The organism is Mycobacterium sp. UM_Kg1, from assembly GCF_000972925.1.
Taxonomy (GTDB): Bacteria; Actinomycetota; Actinomycetes; order Mycobacteriales; family Mycobacteriaceae; genus Mycobacterium; species Mycobacterium hiberniae.
In genome coordinates, this window is record NZ_JRMK01000297.1 from 1 (window position 1) to 1,578 (window position 1,578).

Consider the following 1,578-nt stretch of genomic DNA (forward strand, 5'->3'; position numbering starts at 1 on the left):
TGCGACGTCGGCCAGGGTGGCCTCGGCGCCGTCGGTGGCCAGCCACTGCGCCAGCACCCCCGCGGTCGCCGCGATCCGCGCCGGCGACTTACCCGAGACCACCAACGTCGTCACCGGCCCCGAAGCCACCGACTCCCCACCAACACACCCCGACCCCTGCGGAGCCTGCTCCACAATCACATGCGCATTAGTGCCCGACACCCCAAACGACGACACCCCCGCCCGACGCGGACGCGACACCGCAGGCCACGCCCTCGCCCGCCCGGCAACCTCAAACCTCGACGCCCCCACACCCGCATTCGGCGTCAACTCCGAAAAATTCAAATGCCGCGGAATGAAACCCCGCTGCACCGACAACACCGTCTTAATGAACCCCGCCACACCCGAAGCCGACTCCAGATGCCCCACATTGGTCTTCACCGACCCCAACACCAACGGCGCCGACGAACCCCGCTCACCAAACACCGCCGCCAACGCATCCAACTCAATCGGATCACCCAACGCAGTCCCGGTCCCATGCGCCTCGACATAGTCGATATCACCGGGCTCCAACCGCGCCGCCGCCAACGCAGCCCGCACCACCTTCTGCTGCGCCGGACCCGACGGCACCGTCTGACCACTCGACGGCCCATCCTGATTCACCGCCGAACCCCGCACCACCGCCAGAACCCGATCACCATCACGCTGAGCATCCGAAAGCCGCTTGAGCACCACCACCCCAGCACCCTCAGACCGCACATACCCATCAGCGGCAGCATCAAAAGTCTTGCACCGCCCATCAGGCGCCAACATCCCCCACCGCGACGTCGCAATACTGTTCTGCGGAGCCAAAATCAAATTCACCCCGGCAGCCAACGCCTGATCCGACTCCCGACGCCGCAAACTCGCACACGCCAAATGAATCGTCACCAACGACGACGAACACGCCGTATCCACCATCAACGCCGGACCATGCACACCCAAGAAATACGACAACCGACCCGCCGCAAAATTCGGCGCATTACCGAACGAAAAATACGGATCAGCATCACGCGGCCCCAACCGCTCCGCCGCCAACACCGCATAATCACTGGTCGTCACACCCACAAACACACCAGTCGACGTACCGCGAATCCCCTCCCGAGTGATCCCGGCATGCTCCAACGCCTCCCAGGTCACCTCCATCAACAACCGCTGCTGCGGATCCATCGCATCAGCCTCACGCGGCGAAATACCAAAAAACTCCGCATCAAACTCCGACGGATGCCACCCCGACAAAAACCCGCCCTCACGAGAACAAATCGTCCCCGGCACCGAATGATCCGACGAAAACAACGCATCAGCATCCCAGCGATCCGCCGGAACCCCAACAACCCCCGAACCCTCATCACACAACAACTGCCACAACGCCGCCGGACCATCCACCCCACCCGGCAGACGACACCCCAACCCCACCACCGCGATCGGCTCGCTGTCCCCCGCCTCGGCAACAGCCAACCGCGCCGTCAGATCATCAATCTTGCGCAGCGCCTCAGCAACAATCGCCCGACGATCCGGACCCCCCACCGACGCAGCACTCTTCTCGCTCAACTCAACCTC

The 1,578-nt window shown here is 63.7% G+C and carries 1 protein-coding gene; it reads right to left on the bottom strand.

The genetic code is table 11. The features are described 5' to 3' along the window. The coding region (locus LI92_RS21170; protein ID WP_286135219.1) for a type I polyketide synthase at positions 1–1,569 on the bottom strand (1,569 nt) is incomplete at its 3' end. Positions 1,570–1,578 lie beyond the last annotated feature (9 nt).